This window comes from Bacillus sp. FCW2, from assembly GCF_021228595.1.
GTDB lineage: Bacteria > Bacillota > Bacilli > Bacillales > Bacillaceae > Bacillus > Bacillus velezensis.
In genome coordinates, this window is the sequence record NZ_CP089436.1 from 4,061,568 (window position 1) to 4,085,025 (window position 23,458).

General features: G+C 50.3%; 4 protein-coding genes. All 4 read left to right on the forward strand.

Annotated elements, in window-relative coordinates; translation table 11 throughout:
- Window positions 1-3,043, forward strand: a 3,043-nt coding sequence (locus K3G25_RS20280) for a type I polyketide synthase (protein WP_232489494.1), incomplete at its 5' end; no start/stop codon positions are given.
- Between the two features lie 18 nt (window positions 3,044-3,061).
- Window positions 3,062-9,358: a type I polyketide synthase gene (locus K3G25_RS20285; RefSeq protein WP_232489495.1), complete on the forward strand. Its 6,297-nt coding sequence runs from the start codon at window positions 3,062-3,064 to the stop codon at window positions 9,356-9,358.
- A 39-nt stretch (window positions 9,359-9,397) separates the two neighbouring features.
- Window positions 9,398-15,124 carry a type I polyketide synthase gene (locus tag K3G25_RS20290; RefSeq protein WP_232489496.1) on the forward strand — a complete coding sequence of 1,909 codons (5,727 nt, stop codon included), beginning with the start codon at window positions 9,398-9,400 and terminating at the stop codon, window positions 15,122-15,124.
- 51 nt (window positions 15,125-15,175) lie between these two features.
- The coding region (locus K3G25_RS20295) for an SDR family NAD(P)-dependent oxidoreductase (RefSeq protein ID WP_232489497.1) at window positions 15,176-23,458 on the forward strand (8,283 nt) is incomplete at its 3' end.

Sequence of the window (23,458 nt, forward strand, 5' to 3'; positions counted from 1 at the left end):
CGCCGTCCTCGTATTAACGGGGAGGGCGGAAGCGCTTGATGAAGACCGCTCCGCCCGCTTACGGCGCTTGGAAGCGTCGGGTGCCCGCGTATTTTATCAACCGGTTGACGTGACAGACAGGGCGGCGGTCACCGCCCTCGTCCGCGGCATACAGGAGGAGCATGGAACACTCGACGGGATCATTCACGGCGCAGGCGTGATCGCTGACAACTACATTCTGAACCAGACAGAAAACGAACGGAAGACCGTCATGGCGCCGAAGGTGAAAGGGCTTATCAATCTTGATGAAGCAGCGAAAGATGTGCGGCTGGACTTTTTCATTCTGTTTTCTTCCTTGGCGGGAGGCATGGGAAATCCGGGGCAGGCCGGTTATGCGGCAGCCAACGCATTTATGGATGTTTATGCAGCCCGCCGAAACCGTCTCGTGCGGGACAACAAGCGGAGCGGGCAGACCCTGTCCGTCAACTGGCCGCTTTGGGAAGAAGGCGGTATGCGTGTGGACAAAGAGACAGAACGGCTGATGTACGAACAGACCGGAATGAAAGCCATGCGATCAGCCTCAGGCATCCAGGCGCTTTACGCCGCTTTTGCCTCCGGAGAACACCAGGTCATGGTGGCAGAGGGCGACGAAAAACGGATTCGAAAAAACCTGATGCCTGAAACGCCGGAACCGTCCAATCGCATTCATGTGTCAAGGAAGACGCCCGTCCATATGCCGAATAAAGTACAAGCGGAACTCAAACATATGATATCAGGCATTCTGAAGGTGAAAGAAGACGAGATAGATGCTGAATCAGAGATGAGAGATTATGGCTTTGATTCGGTTTCATTCACGCAGTTTGCAAATGAACTAAATAAAACGTATGGGCTTGAACTGACACCGGCCGTATTTTTTGAATACCCGACAGTCTTTAGTTTTGCCCAATACTTGCTGACGGAACATCCGGATACATTCGGCTCACAGGCAGAAACAGAAACGGAGAAACCGGTTGTGCGTAAAAAAATGAAGACGGAGCCATTCTCGATTCCGTCCCGCCTTCCTAAAACAAAAACCGCCGCTGCACCTGAGCCCGTGGCGATAATCGGAATCAGCTGTGCATTTCCAATGGCTGAAAATCCGGAAATGTTTTGGGAGAATTTAGCCGGAGAAAAGGACTGCATTTCTGAAATACCGCCGGAGCGCTGGGACTGGAGACAGTATTACGGAGATCCGCAGAAAGATAAAAATGCGAGCAATGTAAAGTGGGGCGGCTTCATTGATGAAACCGCTCAATTTGATCCTTTATTTTTCGGTATTTCTCCGCATGAAGCCGAAATGATGGATCCTCAGCAAAGACTTTTAATGATGCATGTATGGAAAGCGATTGAAGATGCCGGCTGCTCTGCCAAAAGCCTGTCAGGTACAAATACAGGCATTTTTGCAGGCACGACAAACAGCGGTTACGCCCAGGAAGCTTCAAAGTTCCATATAGAGATTGAGGGTTCTTCCGCCGCCGGAACGGTTCCGTCAATCGGTCCGAACCGCATGAGCTATTTTCTGAATATACATGGGCCGAGCGAACCGATCGAAACCGCCTGTTCAAGCTCATTGGTCGCTGTTCACCGTGCGGTCAGGGCAATTCAGGCCGGAGACTGCGGCATCGCGATTGCAGGAGGCGTCAATGCCATTGTGTCGCCGGATATGCATATCAGCTTTAATAAAGCGGGAATGCTCAGTGAAGACGGGCGCTGCAAAACATTTTCCGATCAAGCGGACGGGTATGTCAGAGCTGAAGGTGCCGGCATGATTGTTTTGAAAACATTATCCGATGCGGAACGTGACGGCGACCGTATTTATGCCGTTATTCGCGGAACGGCGGAAAATCATGGCGGAAGGGCGGCTTCCCTTACATCGCCGAATCCGAAAGCACAGACAGAAGTCATGATAAAAGCGTATCAGCAAGCGAACATCGACCCCCGTACAGTGAGTTATATTGAAGCCCACGGCACGGGAACGGCGCTTGGAGATCCGATAGAAATCAACGGACTCAAAGCGGCTTTTGCAGCGCTTTATCAGAAAGCCGGAGTAACGGCGCCCGATCAGCCTCATTGCGGCCTCGGTTCCGTCAAAACGAATATCGGCCACACAGAGCTTGCCGCCGGCATGGCCGGGCTTTTAAAAATTATTTTGCAGATGCAGCACAAAACGCTCGTTAAAAGCCTGCATTGTGAAACCGTTAATCCGTATATCAGCCTCGACGGCAGCCCGTTTTATTTCGTCCGCGACACTCAGCCGTGGAAAGCGGCGACTGATGATAGCGGAAATGAACTGCCGCGGAGAGCGGGTGTCAGCTCGTTCGGATTTGGCGGTGTCAATGCTCATGTCGTGCTCGAAGAATATGTTTCTCCTGTTGAAGAGAAACAATGGACGTCCGGTGAACTTCAGCCGTCCTTATTCATTCTCTCGGCAAAGACGGCGGAACAGCTGAAGGAACGTGCGGAACAGCTGCGCAGATATTTGGAAAAGTCACATTCAGCTGACGGAGCTCTTGCGGGTATCGCTTATACGCTTCAGCTTGGCCGGGATGAAATGGAAGAGCGCCTTGCCGTCATTGCTGAAACAAAAGAAGAGCTTACGAACGCGCTGAATGATTTCCTCAGCGGCAAGGAGACGGGGCAGAATTTCTTTACAGGCCGGAACAAAGCGATGAAACAGCTGTTTACAGAGATGACGGACAACGCAGAAATGAGCGGGACCGTAGATCAATGGATGGAAGCAGGAAAGTATGCAATGCTTGCAAAATTATGGGTGCAAGGTTTACATGTCGACTGGAATAAATTATATCCGGACGAAAGGCCAAAAAAAGTCAGCCTGCCCGTCTATCCTTTTGCGAAAACACATTGCTGGATACCGCACAGAGCGCAGCATATAAGGCACCGGGAGACTTATGAGACTGATACGTCCCCGCTTGAGTCTTATGAGCGCCTGCTAGATGAATTGGAGAAAAACGAAATAAGCATAGAAGCCGCTGTAAAAAGAACGATCGGTTTTTACAGGGATTAGCGTAATGGAGGAAACCATATGAAAGAGTTTCTGCACCGGGTTTTTTCTGACGTCAAAAATAAAAAAATGACAAAACAGGATGCGATCGGCATTTTGCGCGATTATGATATGCGGATGGGACTTCGCCAAGCGGCATCCCTTCATCCGCTTGCTCAGCAGCATATTTCCGATGAAACGGGACAGGGATTCTCGGCAGCTTTCAGCGGCCGGGAATTTTTTCTCGCTGATGTTTCTTTACAGCGTAAAAAGCTTATGCCCGGAGAACTTCTTTTGGAAATGGCGAGAGCTGCGGCTGTTTTGACAGTAAAGGAGACTGAGGCTGTCCGGCTGACGCATATCGTGTGGTCAAAGCCCATTCTGACTGAGGCTGAGCCGTTCCATATCGAAATCAGGCTGATACCCGCAGAGGGTGAAGCCAAAAGGTTTGAGATTTATAATCCATTTTCTGCCGATTACAGTTATCATGATGTGTACAGCCAAGGGACGATTCAGCCAGTTGATGCTGCGCCCGGCATGCTGGATATCAGCCGCTTGAAGGAAAACAGCGGCTTCCTGATGGATCAGCAGCAAATTGAAGCCATCACTCAGAACGACACCGTTCAATACAGTGAGCACATGAAAGGAATTGAGCGTATTTACGCCTCAGCCGGACGGATGCTGGCAGACATATCAATCCCATTGACAAACCAAAAAGAATCCGCCCGATTCGGCCTCCCTCCCTGTGTGATGCAAAGTGTGACAGAGGCATGCGCGCTGCTTGGCGACAAAGAATATAAAACGCTCGCCCCGGTTTCTTTGGACGAGCTTTTGTTTTATGAATCTTGTCCTGACAAGGTATGGGCCGAGATACAAGAAAAGGCGGGGAGTTTTTATATTGATTTATGTGACGAAGAAGGAAAAATATGGGCTTCCCTGTCGGGGTTGAAGCTGCAGCCTGTCATCAAGACGGGCGCTTCCGGAAAAATCAGTGCCGAACACCGCAGTGAACGTTTGTATGAACAAACGCTTCTTCAGCTCAAAACGCTTTTTGCCCTGACTACAAAAATTGCTGTTTCCAACATAGATACTGAAGAGCCGCTGGAAACCTACGGAATCGACTCAGTCACTGTGACGAAATTGAATCGCGAATTGTCTCTGCTTTTCGGTGACCTTTCCAAAACGGTTTTTTACGAATATAAGACACTGGGCTCCCTGGCAGCTCACTTTGTTACTGATTATCCAAAAGAATGCCGAAAATGGACAAATGATGATGAGCACCGTTCAGGCATATCAGAACAGGTTTTGGCAAATGAAGATTTTCCGGTGCTTCCGTCGTTTATCAAGCGAAAGAAACGGCCTTCTTTTTCCAATGAGAACCAGACAAAAGAAGGGATTGCGATTATCGGAGTCAGCGGACGTTATCCGCAAGCTGAAACACTTGAAGCGTACTGGGATAACTTAGCAGCCGGAAAAGACTGTGTGACGGAAATTCCCGAAGAGCGCTGGGAAAAGGACAAGTACTACAACCCTGTTCCCGAAGCGGCCGTGAAAGAAGGGAAAAGTTACAGTAAGCGGGGCGGGTTTCTGAAAGATGCCGCTTTCTTTGATCCGCTGTTTTTTCAAATTTCACCCCGTGATGCTTTGAATATGGACCCGCAGGAGCGTCTCTTTATTGAAATGTGCTGGCAGGTGATGGAGGATGCCGGTTATACGAAGGAACAGCTTGAGAATCTGTATAACGGCCGGGTCGGCGTTTTTGCGGGCATTACGAAAAACGGGTACGGAATGTACTGGAAAAACGGCGGCGCCCTGCAGCCGAAAACGTCGTTCAGTTCAGCGGCCAACAGAGTTTCCTATTTTCTTAATCTGAAAGGGCCGAGCATGCCGGTCGACACGATGTGCTCGTCTTCTCTGACTGCAATTCATGAAGCGTGTGAAAACATCCTTCGCGGCGAATGCGACATGGCGATTGCCGGCGGTGTGAATGTGTATACGCATCCTTCGGCTTATGCGGAGCTCAGCGCCTATCGAATGCTTTCAAAAGACGGAACGTGCAAAAGTTTCGGTGAAGGCGGGGACGGATTTGTTCCCGGGGAAGGCGTCGGAGCCGTGCTGTTAAAGCCGCTGTCAAAAGCGATAGCTGATAAGGACCGTATTTACGGGGTGATTCGCGGCACTCATATCAATCACGGCGGCAGAACAAACGGGTATACAGTGCCGAGTCCGAGCGCCCAGGCTGACGTGATTTCCGGCGCGCTTGAAAAATCAGGAATACATCCGCGGATGATCAGCTGTATCGAAGCCCACGGCACGGGCACTGAACTCGGAGATCCGATCGAAATTGACGGTTTGACCCGCGCATTTCAAACGAAAACGTCAGATAAAGGCTTTTGCGCCATCAGCTCAGTTAAATCCAATATCGGGCATTTGGAAGCGGCGGCAGGCATTGCCGGTGTAACGAAACTACTGCTCCAGTTTCAAAAACGAAAGCTTGCCCCCTCATTACATTGCCGAAAATTGAATCCGAATATTGCATTTGACCGGACGCCGTTTGTGGTGCAGCGTGAATTGGCAGACTGGAAGCGGCCGGTCATTGAGGAAAACGGAGCGCAAAAGGAGATTCCGAGAATCGCGGGAATCTCTTCTTTTGGCGCGGGCGGGGCAAATGCCCACATATTGATAGAAGAATATATTGAACCTGATAGGGAGATTTCTGAGCCATTCACAGATGAAGATCCCGCAGTCATTTTATTATCCGGCAAACAGGAGGCCAGCCTGAAGCAGCGGGCGCAGCAGCTTCTTCAAGCGATCAGAAAAAATGACGTCACAGACCGCAGCCTCCGGGATGCGGCTTACACCCTTCAAACCGGAAGAGAAGCGATGGAAGAACGTGCGGCATTTATTGTGACGTCGACAGAGCAGTTAGCGGAAAAACTGCAGCGTTTTATTGACGGCGGGACAGACGGCTGCTTCAGAGGGAAAAGCAAACAGTATAAAGACATTCTAGCCGTTTTTAAGGATGAAGATATGCAGGAAGCCGTCCGTAAATGGATGAAACGAAAAAAATTCGCGAAGCTTCTGGAACTTTGGGTAAAAGGGCTGAAGATTGATTGGTCAGAGCTTTATAACGGCAGCCTGCCGCATCGCATCAGCCTTCCCGGTTATCCATTTATAAAGGATCGGTATTGGCCGGACGATGCAGCGCCGGACAATGTTCGTGATGCTGAAACACATTCTGAAACATTTCGTGAAATCCGCTTTTTACAGAAAAGCTGGGCAGAAAGCAGCAGTGTTCCGGTTAAGGAAGTGCGGGGCGTCATCGGAATAGCCGCCGATCACCAGACAGGAAATTTGGCCGTTGAGCTGTCCCGTTATTTCCCCGAGTCTGAAATCATTGACGCTGCATCACCGGAAATATCCGGGGACGCGGCCCGGTTTGGCGGTCTGATTGATGTGACCGGATGCGGGACGGAAATCAATCATGATGACGGCTGGATTCATCGTCTGCAGTCTCTCATTGACAACAGAAACCGCGGCCGAAAGCTTCAGCTGCTTTGTGTGACAAAGGGGCTTGAACCTTTTGCAAATGAAACGATAAATCTCTCAGGTGCGAAAAAGGCCGGATTGTACCGGATGCTCCAAAGTGAGTATAAGGATATTCGCTCGCGGCATATGGATGCAGAACAGACTGCCGAAGATCCTGAGCTGGCAAACCAGATCGCAGAGGAGTTTTTTCGCGATTCTGAAGACATCGAAGTGTGTTACCAAAACGGTGTGCGCTATCACGCGCGGTTAAAGGAAACAAACAGCTTAGCAGAAAAAGAATTTTCATTTCCGAAAGACCATGTGCTCTGGATCACCGGAGGAACCCGGGGACTCGGATATTTATTCGCCCGGCATTTTGCCGAACGATACGGAGTCACGAAACTCGTGCTTACCGGAAAAGAAACAATGCCTCCGAAAGCGGAGTGGGATGATCATGTCAAACGGAATTCCCCGTTTTCCGATAAAGTGAGAAGAATCAGAGAGCTCGAACAAAAAGGTGTCCGAACGGAAGTGCTGTCTGTATCTTCCGGCCCTGAATATGAGCAGGCCGTCAGCCGGGTGAAAGAGAAGATGGGGCCGATAGGAGGCGTGATACACGCGGCGGGAGCCGTAGATCTCGATCATCCGGCCTTTATCCGCAAAACAAGAGAACAGATGATGACCGTGCTTGAGCCTAAAACAGACGGACTGGACCTTTTGTATCAAGCGCTGCACAAGGAGCCTCTCCGGTTTTTTGCGCTGTTTTCTTCAGTGTCCGGCGTGGTGCCGGAATTAGGATCGGGACAAAGCGATTATGCCATGGCTAACGCCTATATGGATTATTTTGCGGCCGCAAAAGGTTTTCCGGTGCTGAGCATCCAATGGCCGAGCTGGAAAGAAACGGGTATGGGCGAATCAAAAAGCCGGGCCTATCAGAAAAGCGGTTTAAAGAGCATCACTGACAGAGAAGGGCTGAGCCTGTTTGATGCCATTATGGCAGGCGATTGCGGGTCTATTATTATGCCGGCCGTCATTCACCCGGAAAAATGGGAGCCTGACCGTCTGCTGCTTTCATCCGGCCTTACTGAAACAAAGCAGCAGGAACAGGCCGATACAGAAAGCGTTGAGGAGTGGCTGACGGGCATTTGCTGCCGGGAATTAAGACTGGAGCCGTCAAGATTTGAATCTGATACACCGTTTCAAGATTACGGAGCCGATTCCATCATGCTTGCCCAAGTGTCCAGAGCGATCGGAAAGAGGATCAAAGCTGACCTTGACCCGGCGGTGCTGTATGAATACCCTACGGTTGCTGCGCTGGCCGGATGGCTTGAAACAGCATATCCGGAAATCAAAGCTGCCGTTTCAAAACCGGTTCAGCCTGTAATCCCGGACGTTCCCAAACAAACGGCAGCCGCTGTCATTCAGCCTTCTGGCGGTGCAGCGGCGCAAGATATCGCTGTTGTCGGAATGTCCTGCCGTTTTCCGGGAGCTGAATCAATTGAAGCTTATTGGAAGCTGCTGTCTGAAGGAACGTCAGCCATTCAAAGGGTGCCGAAAGAGCGCTGGAAAACGGAGAAGGCGGATTATGCGGGCCTTTTAAAAAATGTAACGCATTTTGACCCGGAGTTTTTCCTTATTCCCGAAGAAGACATCAAGGCAATGGATATCCAGTCCTTTCTTTTATTAGAAGAGGCGCTTCATCTGTTCAGAGACAGCGGTTACTCGTTACAAGAAATGAAAGGCAGGTCAGCCGGTGTCTATTTAGGAGGACGCGGGGGCAGTATGCCTGACGAAAACCGTCTGAAGCATGCAAAAAATCCGATAGTCGCCGCCGGCCCGAATTACTTAGCGGCCAATCTTTCTCAGTTCTTTGATTTGAAGGGGCCGAGTCTTGTTTTGGATACGGCCTGTTCTTCAGCGCTTGTCGGTATGAATATGGCGATACAGGCGCTTTCTTGCGGTGAAATCGACTCAGCGGTGGTCGGGGGAGTCAGTCTGCTGGAATCCGGTCAAACCCACCGGATGTTCGAACTCCGCAATTTGTTAAGTGAAGAGCCTGCGTTTCATATTTTTGACCGCCGCACCGGCGGCATCGTATTGGGAGAAGGCGTCGGAATGGTGTATTTAAAAACAGCGGCCCAGGCTGTAAAAGACGGGGACCGGATTCATGCGGTCATTAAAGGCATTTCCGTAAACAATGACGGCAGAACCGCGGGGCCTGCCACACCGAATATACAGGCGCAGAAAGAAGTGATGGCCAAGGCGCTTGCCAAAAGCGGCAGAAAAGCGGAGGATATCAGCTACATTGAAGCAAACGGTTCTGGCTCTGAAGTAACGGATCTTTTGGAGCTGAGGGCGATTGAAGCGGTATACCGTATGCAAAACAGCGCGCCTTGCGAATTGGGGTCGATGAAGCCGAATATCGGACACCCGTTATGTGCTGAAGGGATTGCCGGTTTCATTAAAACAGTGCTTATGCTCTCGCGCCGAAAACGTGTGCCTTTCCTTTCCGGCAAAGAGCCGATGACGCATTACGATCTGTCCGCCTCGCCGTTTTATTTTTCGCACGCGCTGCGTGAATGGACGGATTCACCGCGGATTGCCGCCGTCAGCAGCTTCGCTGACGGAGGGACGAATGCCCATGTCATAGTGGAAGCCTGGGAGCAAGAGGCGTATACCCCGGTCAGAAAGCCTTTGCCGAGACAGGAATTAAAACGCCGGCCCATTCGTCCGGACAAAGCCGAAAGCCTGCATGAAAAAGCACATAAGTCCCGCCCGAATACGTTTTGGAAACAAATGAAGACTTACTGATTGCGCTGAAAATTGAACGTCGATATGGAGGAAGTTCATATGCAAGAGCAGCTTCTTATTAACAATCAGCATCCCGTTCTGAAACATCATAAAGCCTATGGAAAGGAACTGCTGCCGGGTCTGGCTTATATTGACCTGATCTATCAGACTTTCAGAGAAAACGGTTTTTTTCATGCCGGCCTTGAACTCAGGCACTTATCGATTTTTCACCCTTTAGCTCCTGAACAGGGAGAATCAATCCTGCTTTCCGTTGACTGTACAGAGAACGGCGAAGAGCAGTGGAAGGTAGAGGTGAAAGGGCAAAAACAAGGTGACGAAGCAGCAGAGACAAAGGTATATGCCGCGGCGCAAATGCATTCCGTCAAGCCCGCCGGCTTCCAAGAGAGCGTCCGGATGGATGCCGTAAAACAAACGGCGGCAGAAATACCGCTTGAGGACATTTACACGGAATGCAGGGATCAAGAACTGGTTCATTCAGGAATGATGAAAGGCTGCGGAAGCGTCTACCAAACTGAAAAAGAGATTTATATTGATCTGTCGGTGCAAAAGGATCAGCTGGAACATGCAGAAGAGGCGATGTTTCATCCCGCATTGATAGATGCGAGCAGCATCGGCTCCAATGTATATCTCGCTCCTTTGACGAGGGAGGAGGGGCAATTATTTCTGCCGCTGTTTTATGAATCGTTTTATTGCGCCGAATTGCTGCAGACAACATGTATCACCAAGATAAAAAAAGAATCCGTCACCCGTAAGAAAGATCTCGTTTACGTGACAATGGAGTTTTTCAATGAGGAAGGCAGAAAAGTCGGCGAACTGAAAAACTTCGCCAATAAACTGGTGAGGGACCCGGAACTGATCAATCAGAAACGGCAAAAGAAAGAACCTGACGGGCGGAATGCCGTCCCGGCTCCGCAAGCGGAACCGGCGCCTTCTGAGCCCCGCCGTGCGGAGGCTTCCGCCGGCCTTACTGAACAGTGCATCCTTTATTTAAAAGAATTGCTTGCCGCCCGATTGAACAAACCTGTGAAAGAGATTGACCCGGATATCGGCTACTATGAAATGGGGCTGGATTCTCCGGGGCTGTTGGACATGGTGAAGGAAATTGAACAAAAAATCGGAACGCAGCTACTGCCGACGCTGTTATTTGAATACACGACAATCGCGGAATTGGCGGGATATTTGTGCGAACATTACGGAGCCGGTTTCGGCCATGCTCAAAGCGGGCATTCAAGTGCTGAGCCTTTGCCCCGGGAAAAAAAGAGGACGACCCAAATCCGCGTGAAAAAGTCGGCGTCAGCCGGAACGCAGAATGGAGATATTGCGATCGTCGGGATGGCGGGACGGTACCCCGGCGCCAAAAATCTTCGTGAATTTTGGACAAATCTAAAAAATGGAGAAAACAGCGTAACGGAAGTGCCTCGTTCCCGCTGGGATACGAGGACATATGAGCATTTGCGATCGCCGTCCGGCAAGCCGATTTCCAAATGGGGCGGTTTTATAGACGATCCGGATTGTTTTGACGCAAAATTTTTCCGGATTTCTCCGCGGGAGGCAGAAGCTAAAGATCCGCAAGAACGATTGTTTTTAGAAACATGCTGGGAAACGATTGAGGATGCGGGCTACACCCCGGAAACAATCGTTCAGCCGAAAGGGCCGAATAAGAGAATGAACGTCGGTGTGTTTGCCGGGGTGATGCATATGGATTATTCTCTCGCCGGCGCTGAAGCTGCGGCCAAAGGGCTGGTCTTTCCTTATCCCTTGAACTATGCGCCGATCGCAAACCGTGTTTCATATTTTTGCAATTTTCACGGGCCGAGCATGGCGGTTGACACGGTGTGTTCGTCATCTCTGACGGCCGTCCATATGGCGGCGGAAAGTCTGAGACGCGGTGAATGTGAAGCAGCTCTTGCCGGAGGCGTCAATTTATCATTGCACCCGACAAAATATATCACATACGGCTTGATGGATATGCATTCGAGTGACGGACTGTGCCGCACGTTCGGCGAAGGAGGCACAGGCTATGTCTCAGCTGACGGCATCGGAGCCGTGCTGCTGAAGCCGCTTCACAAGGCCGAAGAAGATAAAGATCATATTTATGCGGTGATAAAAGGCAGCGCCGTCAATCACGTGGGGACAGTCAGCGGGATTACCGTGCCGAGCCCCGTGGCGCAGGGGGATATGATAGCTGAATGTCTTGAAAAGACGGGGATCGATCCCCGGACGATTTCTTATGTGGAAGCGCACGGAACCGGAACTTCTTTAGGAGATCCGATTGAAATACAAGGTCTTGTTAAAGCTTACCGCACGTTTACGGAGGATCGGCAATTTTGTGCGATCGGTTCCGTTAAATCGAATATCGGACATGCGGAATCAGCCGCCGGGATCAGCGGGCTTCATAAAACGGTTTTGCAGCTGTTTCACAAAACGCTTGTCCCTTCTTTACACTCAGAGACGATTAATCCGTATCTCCGTTTAGAGGACTCGCCATTTTACGTGCAGCAAAAAACCGAGCCATGGAAAAGGCCGGCGTATACAGAGAACGGCCGTGAACATGCCTGTCCGAGACGCGCGGGCATCAGTTCATTCGGGGCGACGGGTTCAAACGTTCATCTCATTTTAGAAGAGTACAGGCCCAAAAGCCCCGCTATTACGGAGAACCAAGAGCGACCGTATATCGTGCCTCTGTCAGCGAAAAATCCGGAGCGGCTGAAGGAATACGCTGCCCGCCTGCTGATGTTTCTCAAAGATAAAGCGCCTGAAGGAAGCGGGCCGCTTCCTGACAAAATAGATACAATGCAAAATCAGCTGGAAAATGCGTTGCGCAGTGTTCTGGCGGATGTTCTGCATGTAGAGGCCGGCTCGGTAGATGATGAACAGGATTGGAAGGAATTCGGCTTGGATGTCATGCAGCTGACACAGTTTGCTGAGCTGATGACGGATCAATACGGGCTGGCAATAGACATGACTGATCTCATACAGCATACTTCCGTCCGGACTTTAGCAGAATGTCTTACAAACGATGAGAAACATAAGGATATTCTTTCCGGTCTTTTCGGCCAGTCCGGTTTAGATAAGCAGCCTGTTGAACCTTTTTCCCTGCGGTCACTGGCGTATACGCTGCAAACGGGACGGCTGGCAATGGAAGAACGGCTTGTTTTTTTAGTGAACGATCAAGCGGACCTGATCAGGAAATTAACCGAATTTACAGAACGAAAACGGCAGATTGACGGCTGCTTTCAAGGGCGGTCTGATAGCGGAACGGAAATCAGGGGTTTCCTGAACGATGATCAGGATACGGAGGAGCTGATCCGAAAATGGATGGACAGCGGCACTTACAAAAAACTTGCGGAGCTGTGGTCAAAAGGATTTGAGATAGATTGGACGCGGCTGTATCAGGAGGAGAAACCGCGCAGGATGAGTCTGCCGACGTATCCGTTTGCAAAGGAACGATATTGGATACCGGAGCCCGATCATACCGTCACTTCCGTAAATACAGAAAGCAGGCTTCACCCGCTGCTTCACCGCAATACATCAGATTTGTTAGAACAAAAATTCAGTACGATACTGAACGGAGATGAATTCTTCTTAGCTGATCATATCGTCCGAAACAAGCGTGTTCTCCCCGGGGCGGCTTATCTTGAAATGGCGAGAGCCGCGGCTGAACTGGCTGCCGCGCCGTTAGCCGCTGAATACACGGCTAAAACCGGCATTTCGCTGCGGTATATCAGCTGGATACGCCAGGCCGTTCACAAAAAAGAGCCGCTGCGTATGACGACAGGGCTTTCCTTGGAGGATAACGGCAATGTTTCATTTCAAGTGTACAGCAATGAAAACGATTCAGACATTTATTGTGAAGGCAGTGCTGTGATTGAGCCGCTGTCTGAGGCGCCGGTTTTGCATATTGAACAGCTGAAAGCGCGATGCCGCAAAAAAGTGCTGTCAAAAGAAGACTGCTATGCGGCGTTTGCAAAGGCGGAAATTGTATACGGACCTTCACATCAAGGAATTGATCACATTTATTGCGGGGAAAAAGAAGCCTTGGCTAAATTGGTGCTCCCTGCTTCCGTTTCTGATGAGGCCGAACAGTTTGTGCTCCATCCGAGTCTGATAGATTCTGCTTTTCAGGCGGCCATCGGCGTTATGAATAAAGATAAAGCGGGTTATCCGGAGCAGCCGTTAATGCCTTTTGAATTGCATGAACTGACCGTTTTTCATCCGTGCAGTCCAAACATGTGGGCGGCCGTATTTGTGACGCATGAAACACCGGCCGTGCGAAGAATGGACATTGATATATGTGATGAACGCGGCAATGTGTGTGTAAGGATAAAAGGATTTTCTGCCCGGATGGCCGAAAGTGCGCCGGCCGTAACCGATAATAAGCAATACGATCTGCCGGGTAACCTTACCGGAGCCGTCAAACTGATGCAGGTATGGGACGCGGAACCGATAGACAACCAAACCGGCTTCCCCATTTCTGAAGCAAAAGCTGTCATCATAGGCGGTACAGATGGGCAGGCGGACGCGGTTTTACGATTGTTTCCTAAAGCTGTGCGATTTGATATCGGCCAAAGTGCTTCCGTTGAAGTGATATCTGATCGGCTCCGCCGTCTCGGTGAGATTCAGCATATGATCTGGTTTGCCCCTCAGCCGGCTGATTCTGACAGCCATGATCAAAAAAGCGGGGTGCTGCAAATTTTCAGAGCGGCCAAAGCTCTTATCGGTCTCGGATATGGAAAAGAGCAGCTCGGGATGACGGTGATTACGCACCAAGCACAGCCTATCACCCAATATGATGAGGTGCGTCCCGCTCATTCCAGTGTGCACGGTTTCGTCGGGTCTCTCGCTAAAGAGCATCCGAGCTGGCACATCCGTCTGGCCGATCTTGAAGACGGGGGGGGTTTCCCCGCAGAAGACATATTCAGCCTGCCCCGCGACCGTACGGGTAAAGCATGGGTGCGCAGACATCAGGAATGGTACAGGCCTCAATTGCTTCCGGTCCAAAGCGGGCCGTCTGAAAGTGTTCCTTACCGCTATGGAGGCGTATATGTCATCATCGGCGGTGCGGGAGGCATCGGCGAGGTTTGGACAGATTATATAGTGACGACGTATAAAGCCCGAGTCGTCTGGATCGGGAGGCGGCCGCTGGACAGCCGGATACGCCAAAAAATAGACCGGTACCGGCCATCAGGCCCGGCTCCCGAATATATAGCCGCAGATGCTTCTGATCTTCCATCGCTTCAGCGCGCCTATGAACAGATTAAAAACACATACGGCACCATCAGCGGTGTCGTTCATTCAGCGATGGTATTTGCGAATGAAAGCGTAAAAGATATGGAAGAATCACAGTTTCACGCCGGCCTTGCGGCGAAAGTGGATATCTCCGTCAACATTGCCGAAGTATTTGCGAAAGAGTCTTTGGACTTTATTCTCTTTTTCTCTTCGGTTATTTCGTATATTAAGAATCCGAATCAAAGTCATTATGCGGCGGGGTGCGCATTTAAAGACGCATTTGCCCATGAGCTTTCCGGACGGCTGTCATGCCCGGTCAAAGTGATGAACTGGGGTTATTGGGAGCGGGCTGACAATCACATTTCTGAAGAGTTTGACAGACTGAGTGCAATCGGTCTCGGGCTGATCAGCCGGGCGGAAGGGATGCAGGCGCTGGAAACTCTGCTGACGCAGCCGATCTCCCGCATGGGGCTGATGAAGCTGACCAAGCCGATTCCGATCGAGGGAATGAGCCCTCATGAATTTGTGACTATCTGATTGCCTGTCAAAATGACGGAGCAAATTTAATTTTCTTAGGAGGATAAGGTTTTGGGTAAGGGAGACAAACAAAAAGACCGTACACAGTTATCCTTAAGAACAGAAATAAGCAATCAAATGAAAGAATTGAATCGGCTTTTGCTGCAAGTATTGCGGGTGACGCTGCGTTCAATGGGTCTGACCGGCGAAGCGCCGGCGGCTTCCTGTCTGCCTTTATATGAGCGCTGGCTGGAAGAAAGCAACCGTCTTTTAGACAGCGATTTTAAAAGCGGTGAAACGTCCGCGGTTTGGGAAGAGTGGCATAAGAAGAAAAACGAATGGCTGAAAGATCCGGATATGAAAGCGCAGGCTCTGCTGGCGGATACCGTCATTCAAGCTTTGCCTGACATTTTAACAGGCAAAATAAAAGCCACGGACGTGATGTTTCCCGATTCTTCAATGGAGCTTGTTGAAGGAATCTATAAGCATAACATTCTCGCTGATTATTACAACGATGTGCTGGCAAATGAAGCGTGTATTTATGTGGAAAATGTAATTAAAAACAATCCTGAGGCAAACATCCGTCTGCTGGAGATCGGAGCGGGCACCGGCGGAACGAGCAGCACACTCTTTAAAAAGCTCCGCCCCTATCAAAACCATATTCAGGAATACTGTTATACCGACTTGTCAAAAGCTTTTTTAATGCATGCCGAAAAGGAATACGGCGCGGACAATCCGTATTTGACGTATCAGCTGTTTAATGTGGAGCAGCCTGCGGCGGGCCAGGGATTCCATCTGAGAACCTACGATATCGCTATCGCCGCAAACGTGCTGCATGCCACCAAAAATATCCGGAAAACCTTACGGACAGCAAAAGCCGTATTGAAAAAGGACGGTTTGCTGCTCGTTAATGAACTGGGCGGGCATACGCCGTTTACACATGTTACATTCGGCTTATTAGAGGGCTGGTGGCTGTACGAAGACGAGGCGCTGCGGATTCCGGGGTGCCCCGGTCTTTATCCGGAAACATGGAAATCCGTTTTAATGGCTGAAGGCTTTCATTCCGTTCAATTTCCGGCTGAAAACGAACGTCTGCACACCCAGCAGATTATCACGGCGAAAAGCAACGGAGTCATCAGGCAGAGCAGGGAAGCTTACACCGCGCAAAAGCGCCAATCAAACGTACCGCAAACATCCTCTGATCGTCAGCTCCCCATCAAACAAGCGGGAGAGGGGCTTTCGGAAAAGACAGCGGCTTTTCTGATAAAGGCTGCGGCAAACGTATTAAAAATGCCGGCAGAAGAGATAAATCCGCTGGCTCCTCTGGATGAATACGGCATTGACTCTATTCTGATCGTTCAGCTGACGAATGAGCTGCGGGATCTCGTCCCTGATATCAGCAGCACGCTGTTTTTTGAATACCGGACGATAGAAGAGCTTGCCGCATACTTGGCTGAAACGAAGGAGCGCGAACTGCATGCGCGATTTTCTGAAGAAGTCCGTCATATTGAAGCGGTATCATCCGGCTCTTTGCTTGAAAAAAGCACAGAGTATCTGAAACAGATCGTCAGCGCCATCTTAAAGATGCCGATTGAGGACGTTCAAGCCCATACGCCCCTTGAAGAATACGGAATCGATTCCATCTTAATCGTACAGCTGACTAACCGCGTGCGGGAAGACATACCTGATATCAGCAGCACTTTGTTCTTCGAGTATCCGACAATCGGCGGATTAGCGGAATATCTCGTCAGCTCAAGACAGGATGATATGGCTGGGATTTTCAAGACAAATAAAGAAGCCGAAAAAGCGCCGCACACATTACAGAAAAAGCAAAGCCGCAAAAAAAGCGCCGGATTGGCGAAGCGCCAAGCGGCATCTTTTTCTGAAAAAGCGCCGCCCGCTTCCGAACCGCCGTCAAAACACCTTGAAGTGGCCATTGTCGGTCTTGCCGGACGGTATCCCGGAGCTGAAAATGTTAATGAGTTCTGGGAACGGTTAAAGACCGGTGAACACGGAATCACCGAAATTCCGAAAGACCGCTGGGATTGGCAGGACTACTATGATGAGACAAAAGGTAAGGAAGGCCGGATGTATACAAAGTGGGGCGGATTTTTAACAGATATTGATAAATTTGATCCGCTGTTTTTTAAAATCTCCCCGAAAGAAGCGGAGCGCATGGACCCGCAGGAGAGACTGTTTCTGGAAACCGCTTATGCGGCCCTTGAGGATGCCGGATATACCCCTGATTCACTATGCGCCGGTAAAAAGGTTGGTGTCTTTGCGGGTGTCATGAACGGCAACTATCCGACAGGAGCCCACTACCACTTTATCCCGAACCGCGTATCCTATGTGTTTGATTTTCACGGTCCGAGCATCGCGGTCGATACCGCATGCTCCTCATCCTTAACCGCCATTCATCTCGCCGCAGAAAGCATCAGAACAGGTGCATCTGAATGCGCGATTGCCGGCGGCGTAAACCTGATTACAGATCCGGTTCATTATATCGGACTTTCTTCTATGAGAATGCTGTCACCGTCAAACGCGTGCAAAGCGTTCGGTGATAAGGCTGACGGGTTTGTTGACGGAGAGGGCGTCGGCTGTATCGTGTTAAAGCCGTTGAAGAAGGCTGTTGAAGATCATGATCATATATACGGTGTCATTAAAGGAAGCGCTCTGAACGCCGGCGGCAAAACGAACGGGTTCACCGTTCCGAATCCGAATGCACAAGGAGAAGTGATCGCAGAGGCGATGGAGCGGGCAGGTATTGACCCGAGAGCAATCAGCTATCTGGAAGCCCACGGCACCGGCACTTCCTTGGGAGATCCGATTGAAATCGCAGGGTTAACCAAGGCTTTCCGACGCTATACGGATGCAAAGCAATTTTGTTCCATCGGTTCTGTTAAATCCAATATCGGACACCTGGAAAGTGCGGCGGGCATTGCTGCGGTCACCAAAATTCTTCTTCAGATGAAACACGGATATCTGGTGCCGTCGCTGCATTCAAAGCAGCTGAACCCGGAAATTAATTTTGAAACTTCTCCTTTTATCGTGCAGCAGGAAACGGCGGAATGGAGACGGCCGGTCATAGAATCTGAAGGAGTAACACGGGAATATCCGAGAATCGCGGGTACATCTTCTTTCGGAGCGGGCGGTGCAAATGCCCACTTGCTGATAGAAGAGTATGAACCGGCTGAAATGACTTCGGCAGACTCCGGCCGTCCGGCACTTTTTGTTTTATCGGCAAAAGATAAAGACCGCTTGCGCGAGCGGGCTCTGTTGCTGTCGGATGCCGCCGGAAACGGAACAATTACAGATGCGAACCTGCTTGACGCGGCATTTACCCTTCAAGTCGGCAGGGTCCCGATGGAAGAACGGCTGGCGATGGGAGCGGACTCTGTTTCTGAATTGGAACAGAAGCTGACTGCTTTTCTGAATAATGCTGGTTCCGTAAGCGGGGTGTTTACAGGCCGGAGTGATAGTGCTGTCACGGAGACGGAAGGCACAGTCAGTGATTGGATGGAAAAACATCAATTTGACAGTCTTTTGAATGCCTGGGTTCACGGGACGCCCGTCGATTGGGCATCTTTATATAAAGGGGCGCTGCCGCATCGTATCAGTCTGCCGTCTTATCCATTTGCAAAAGAAAGCTACTGGATGAAGCGGGCAGAACCAAAAACAGGAACAACTGAATATGTGCATCCTTTCCTGCATGAAAATACGTCAACCTTGGCGGAACAAAGCTATCATACTTCTTTTACAGGCCGGGAACACGTTTTCCAGAATGTGAGAGGGGAGCGGGTTCTGTCGGCAGCCGTTTATTTAGAAATGGCGCTTGCGGCTTATCATCATGCGGCAGACAGCTCTGAAGAAAAAGAGATATGGATCCGAACAGCGGCATGGACTGACCCGATTACCAGCGGACATCACGGTGCGGGCGTCAATCTCTCCCTTCTGTCTGAAGACGAGGAAGGCATCCATTATGAAATATACAGTGACGAAGAGAAGCTGCATCATTATGGAATCATCGGGCAAGGGAACATACAGCCATCCCACGTGCTTGATATTGCCTCCTTACAAAAAGACTGCCGCTTGCTGTCATTCGATTATGAAACACCAGGCACGTCAGGTGTAACGATCAGTAAGGAGTTCCGCACCGTTGAAAAGCTTTATGCGGGAGAAAATGCGGTTTGGGCGAAGCTTGCTCTTATAGATGAAAGCGGCTGTAATCCGGGATATCATCTGCCGCCGGAATTTCTGGACGCAGCTTTTCATGTCCTGGCAAAAACGGAGCCGTCAGTCCATATCGTGCCTGAAACGGTTGAAGAACTGCGCGTCATGCGTCCGTGCTCATCCGGCATGTGGATGTACATTAATAAAAAGAATCAAACCGGCTGTGACATTCAATTTTGTGACGAAACCGGCACTGTCTGCGCAGAAATCAAAGGGATAAGAATGAGACACCCGTCTCAGCAGGATCACGGGCAAGAGGAACAATCCGAGATGATGATATTTGAAGAAATATGGACGCAGCAGCCTCTGAAGAAATCCATTCATGAAGAGCTGAAAACGGTCATCTGTTTTCTTACGGGAGAAGCTGCCAGAAAGCATGCTTATCAGTCTTTACAATCCCTTTATCCGGGAGCCGGCGTGTTTTTTATTTCACAGGGTGAGGAAACTCAAAAGCTTTCAAACACGCATTATCAAATTAAAATCACTGACGGACAAGCATATCAAGAAACGTTTCGGCATATTGAAACGGCTGCAGGCAAAGCGGATGCCGTTTTATATGGATGGCCGCTTGAAGATGCAAAGGCCGTGAAAGACTATTCCATTCTGTATCATGTGATCCGCGCAGCTGCTTCTTTGCGTTCTAAACCGAGGCGAATCCTTCTTTCCGCTCAGTGCGGGACCGATACCGATATCAGTTACGCCGAGTCATGGATCGGGCTGGAACGGTCGCTGAAACTGATCTTGCCGGAGACGGATACGGCCGCGGTTTATTTTGAACAAAAAGGACCGTTAGAAAAACTGATCCATAACGTATGTGAAGAACTTCACAGCGAGTCGTTCCGCAGTGTCATGTACAGTGGGGAAATTCGTCACGTCATGGAAATGAAGCAGACGGATATTGCCCCTGTTGAGAAGCGTGTGATAAAAAGCGGAAAAACGTACTTGATTACCGGCGGATGCGGGGGTTTAGGCTTGTTATTTGCCGGATATTTCGCTGAAAAAGGACCGGTTACGCTCATTTTGACGGGGAGATCAGCGGCAGACGGCCCGGTGCTGAACAAGATAAAGAGATTGGAAGAATCAGGCGCCAAGGTGTTTTACGTGCAGGCGGATGCCGCAGATCAAGCTCAGATGGAGAAAGGTTTGCAAGAAGCGAAAGAGAAAGGATGCGGGCCGATTCACGGTGTCATTCACGCTGCAGGTCTTCAAGGCACTGAAAGCATTCTGGAGAAAGATCTGCAAACCTTTCAGCAAGTCTTATCGCCAAAAGCGGACGGCACCGCGGTGTTAGATCAGGTTCTGTCACGGGAGCCGCTTGACTTCTTCTGTTGTTTCTCTTCTTCTTCAGCGATTTTAGGAGACTTCGGTTCTTGTGACTACGCAATGGGGAACCGCTTCCAAATGGCTTTTGTCCGTCACCGGGATAAACTTGTGAGCCTCGGACTCAGAAGCGGCAAGTCACTTGCAATCAATTGGCCGCTTTGGAAAGAAGGGGGGATGCATGTCGGCACGGCGGAAAGCACCGATATGTATTTAAAATCAAGCGGACAGCGTTATTTATACACAGAGGAAGGACTCGAAGCTTTTGAAACATTGTTGGTCCAGCCGTCCAGCCAGTATCTCGTCCTGGCCGGTTTTCCGTCGAGGGCCAAACGCTTCCTGCAGATAGATCAAGGCGAACGGCCGATTTCGGGTTCTGAAAACAGGAACATCCCGTTTTCAGGAAGGCGGAGTGAAATGAAAGGCTTCACGCTGGAAGAATGCGTAAGCTGGGATGTGAAAGAACTGGCGGCGGGGCTTTTGAAAATAGACAAGAACAGACTGACGGACGCTGACAATCTGGCTGATTTCGGCTTTGATTCTATCAGTTTGGCGGAATTCGCCTCTTCTTTGTCCGCTCACTACGGAATTGAAGTGACACCGGCCCTGTTTTTCGGTCATTCCACACTGGAGAAGGTCGTCTGCTATTTTCTGACGGAACACAAGTCCGTCATGGAGCATGTCTATGAAGAAAAGAAACCTGAGTCCGCAGATCAATCTGTCTTTGAAAAGGCAGGAACGGAAAAGCGAAAGAAGCAGAGGGGAAGAAATAAGCTGAATGCCGGAACCGAGGGCAGTCAGGCAGCTGATTCCATTGCCATTATCGGCATGAGCGGCCGATTTCCTCAGGCGCGCACGGCGGACGAGCTGTGGGACATTCTGTTTCAGGAAAAGGACGTTGTCGCACCGGTCGCAAAAAAAGGCTTCACAAGTTCAAAATGGAAACTCGGCGCTGTCCCGGGGGCGGACGAATTCGACCCTTTATTTTTTGAAATATCGCCGAGGGAAGCTGAAACGATGGATCCGAAGCAGCGGCTGCTTCTTCAGGAAGCGTGGAGGGCCCTTGAGGACGCCGGCTACGGCGCCAGTCACATCAGGCAGCAGACGATCGGTATGTTTGTGGGGGCGGAAGAAGGAGATTATCACCTTTTAACACGGGACAAAGGCAATGTCACGTCTCATCATAACGGTATTTTGGCGGCGCGGCTGGCTTATCACTTGAATTTATCCGGTCCTGTGATGGCGATAAATACAGCATGTTCTTCGGGGCTCGTTTCTGTCCATCAGGCGGTATTAAGCCTGCAGAATAAAGAGTGCACAACAGCTGTTGCGGCCGGGGTGAATATCATGAATACCCCGGACTTTTTTGAAACGATAGATAAAGCCGGAATGCTGTCGGAAAACGGGAAATGCTTCGCGTTTGATAAAAGGGCTGACGGCATGGTTCCGGGGGAAGCGGCCGCGGCGGTTGTTCTTAAGCCGCTGAGAGAGGCGGAAAAAGATGGTGATCCGATTTACGGGGTGATTCGGGCGAGCGGCATCAATTATGATGGGAAAACAAACGGAATTACCGCTCCGAGCGGCGTCGCGCAGACCCGGCTGCTTACTTCCGTTTATGACCGGGGGCGTATCAACCCTGAAGATATCGAATATATCGTCACACACGGTACAGGTACAAAACTCGGTGATCCGGTGGAAATTAACGCGCTTTATGACGCATTTTCTGCCTATACAAACGAAGAAGCTTTTTGCGCGCTCACATCAATTAAAACCAATATCGGCCACACGTTTGCCGCGTCAGGCATTGTCAGTTTGATCAGTCTTTTACAGGCGTTCTCCCGTGAAATGATTCCCGCCAGTCTGCATTGCAGCGGGGAAAACCGCTATATCAACTGGGAGAAGAGTCCTTTTTATGTGAATAAAACGGGTAAAGCGTGGCCTTCTCTGCCGGGTAAAAACCGAATGGGGGCAGTCAGCGCATTCGGGATGAGCGGAACAAATGCCCATATCGTTATGGAAAGCTATAAGCGCAGCGCTTCACCTCATCCGGATGCCCCTGCATATTTACTGACTTTGTCTGCAAAAACAAAGGAGGCCCTTCAGGAAAAAATCGAAGATATGATCACTTGGGCGGAAAATGGCGGACTGAAAGAAAATGATCTAGCCCAGCTCAGCTATACGTTGTTAAAAGGACGGCATCACTTTAACCATCGCGCCGCCATCGTAGTGCAAGATGCTGATGACGCAGTGTATGTATGGAAGCAGGCAAAGCTTAATGAACATCATCCTTATGTGTTTTCGGGAAAAGTACCGCAACACTTTGCAGGCCGTCAGCATATTCAGGAGCACATAATAGAAGTGCTCGGCAAGTGCAGCGCCTCATATTCTGACCATAGAAAATATCAGGAGCTGTTATGCGTGCTGGCAGATTTTTATTGTCAAGGTTATGAAATCGAAGGGGACTTGCTTTATGGCGGACCTTTGCCGCGAATCGGCAATCTGCCGGGTTACCCGTTTGCCAGGCAGACGTATTGGGCGTCCGATCGTCTTCAGAGAGAGCTTGAAAGCCGGAATTCAGCTGAACGCGAAAAGCTCCACCCGCTGCTCCATGCGAATACATCGACCTTTATCGCCCAGCGTTTTACTTCTGTTTTCTCAGGGCATGAACCGTTTTTTGCCGATCATATCGTCAATGGAAAACCGGTGCTTCCGGGCACGGCTGCTTTAGAAATGGCCCGGGCCGCCGTTACACTTGCCGCCGAAGACTTGCCCGGCGGGAAAACGGGTGTCCGGCTCAAACAGATC